Source organism: Microvirga tunisiensis (assembly GCF_009296175.1).
GTDB classification, from domain to species: domain Bacteria; phylum Pseudomonadota; class Alphaproteobacteria; order Rhizobiales; family Beijerinckiaceae; genus Microvirga; species Microvirga tunisiensis.
The window spans coordinates 1-1885 of the sequence record NZ_VOSK01000658.1; the positions used below are offsets into that span (position 1 = coordinate 1).

General features: G+C 56.8%; 2 protein-coding genes. One reads left to right on the forward strand and one right to left on the reverse strand.

Annotated elements, in window-relative coordinates:
* Positions 1 to 176: 176 nt before the first annotated feature.
* Positions 177 to 695 (forward strand): DUF6398 domain-containing protein, encoded by a 519-nt coding sequence (locus FS320_RS42545; protein ID WP_152718540.1) that lies wholly within the window; start codon positions 177 to 179, stop codon positions 693 to 695.
* Between the two features lie 524 nt (positions 696 to 1219).
* Here FS320_RS42545 and hfq read toward each other — a convergent pair.
* Positions 1220 to 1462, reverse strand: a complete 243-nt coding sequence (gene hfq / locus FS320_RS42550) for an RNA chaperone Hfq (protein ID WP_152718541.1) — start codon at positions 1460 to 1462, stop codon at positions 1220 to 1222.
* Between the last annotated feature and the right edge of the window lie 423 nt (positions 1463 to 1885).

Sequence of the window (1885 nt, forward strand, 5' to 3'; positions counted from 1 at the left end):
CATGGCGAGTGTGGCACAGGGCAATTGGTGGCAGGGATTAGTCTCAGCAACCAAATCCTACGCTGCTTCAAGTGCTTAAGCTACACTCGCCAGCCTTCATCAACCTTCCCATGCATAAGAACGGCTAAAGGCAGAGGCGGCGATCAGAAGGCGGCGTACATTGTTGATGGTTTGACATGACGAAATTCACTCATTCCCGGTCCGTTCCCAAGGGTATGCAGGCCACCTATGAGACCATCACGGCTCTGACGGACGCCTTCTGTCGAGAGCACCTGAACGGCGAATACCTTGAACTGGCGAGGGATATGACGGCAGCCCTGTGCCGGAAGCGACCGAGCCCACTTGCCTCGGGGCAGCCCCGCACCTGGGGTTGCGGCATCATCTATGCGCTTGGCCAGACGAATTTCCTCTCAGACAGATCCTTCAAACCGTTTATGACCATGGTCGATGTGTGTGCTGGGTTCAGCGTCGGCCAGAGCACAGCCAGTGCGAAGGCGCAGACCATTTCACGGGCACTCAAAATCAGTCCGCTCAATCCGGAATGGTCCCTGCCGAGCCTGCTGAAACGGAACCCGCTGGTATGGATGGCCGAGGTTAATGGGATGCTGGTGGATTTGCGTGAGATGCCGCGTGAGGTTCAGGAAATCGCTTTCGAACAGGGCATGATCCCGTACATTCCAGCAGACCAAGTTTGAGATCATCAGGTCATTCGGTTCGGACCGCCACGTTGCCGGGGTGGAAGTCCATGAACTGATTGATCGCCATCCGGTGTTGAGCAATCGTCTGGCGAGTGTGTTCACCCTCGATCTCATTCAGTCATCGCTCCATTAAGGTGGCGACGCTAAGATCGTCCTTAGGGCTCTTTGTGGTCGAGCGTGGCACCCGAACTTTAGGTAGACCCTGCCTCGGATCAAGTTCGATCAGATCAAGTATCGCGGGTGCGAGGGCATCCTGTTGACCGTTGATGCCGGTAAGACACGCCGTCCAAGCGGTCCGGGAGAAGTTGCTGGCCAACAAGGCGCAAGAGTTCGTGCGCCCTCGTGACAGGACACTCTCAACCTCGCTGCCACGGATGCTGCGGATGATGCTCTTCGGACTTGTCGATCCAGTTCATGAGCCTTCCTGGCAGGACTGGTGGAAGGATCTCGGGGAGTCGGAAAAATTAGCTTTTGGAAATCGGTAGGAAGCGCGAGGCTGGCTGGGGACTCGCGGGGGAGGATCACCGTTCGGCATCAGGGTCAAACAGTTGTACGGCCTCCACCGGAATGATGGTTGAGATCGCATGTTTGTAGACGATCTGTGCGCTGCTGCCTCGGACAAGCTGTACTGTGAAATTGTCAAACCTCTCGATCTGGCCTTGAAGCCTGATCCCGTTCACGAGAAACATCGTCAGTTCAGTCCTGTGGTCTCGGAGATGGGCCAAGAACGTATCTTGGAGGGTTGAGGTGCCTTGGATGGCCATGCCTTGCTCCCGTTGCCATCCTCCGCGATCAGGAGGGGCCTTTCATGTTCTCATCTTACCCTACCTCTCCGAAAACTGGGCCGCAGCAGTGATCAGGCCGACTACTCCGGATGACCTCATGGGGCCTTCCCGGCAATGAGCCAGGACACGAGGCAGATGATCGAGAGACTCGACATCGACAGTCCAGCCACCATCCAACGAGTGACACGTCGCTCCCAGATGTGGGTCGAGTGCTCTACTTCTACCGTCAGGGGAGCTTTCAGGAAGGCTTGGGACCTTCTGCGAGCGTACCAGCCGTAATTACCCACGCCCCATTTTGACCTGAGGTTCAGGTGGACACGGTCTGAAGAATTGTCTTGAACGCGTTGGTTCCCGGGCCGAGACGCGCCGTGTCGACGACGGTGCGAATGTCTGCTTCGCCTT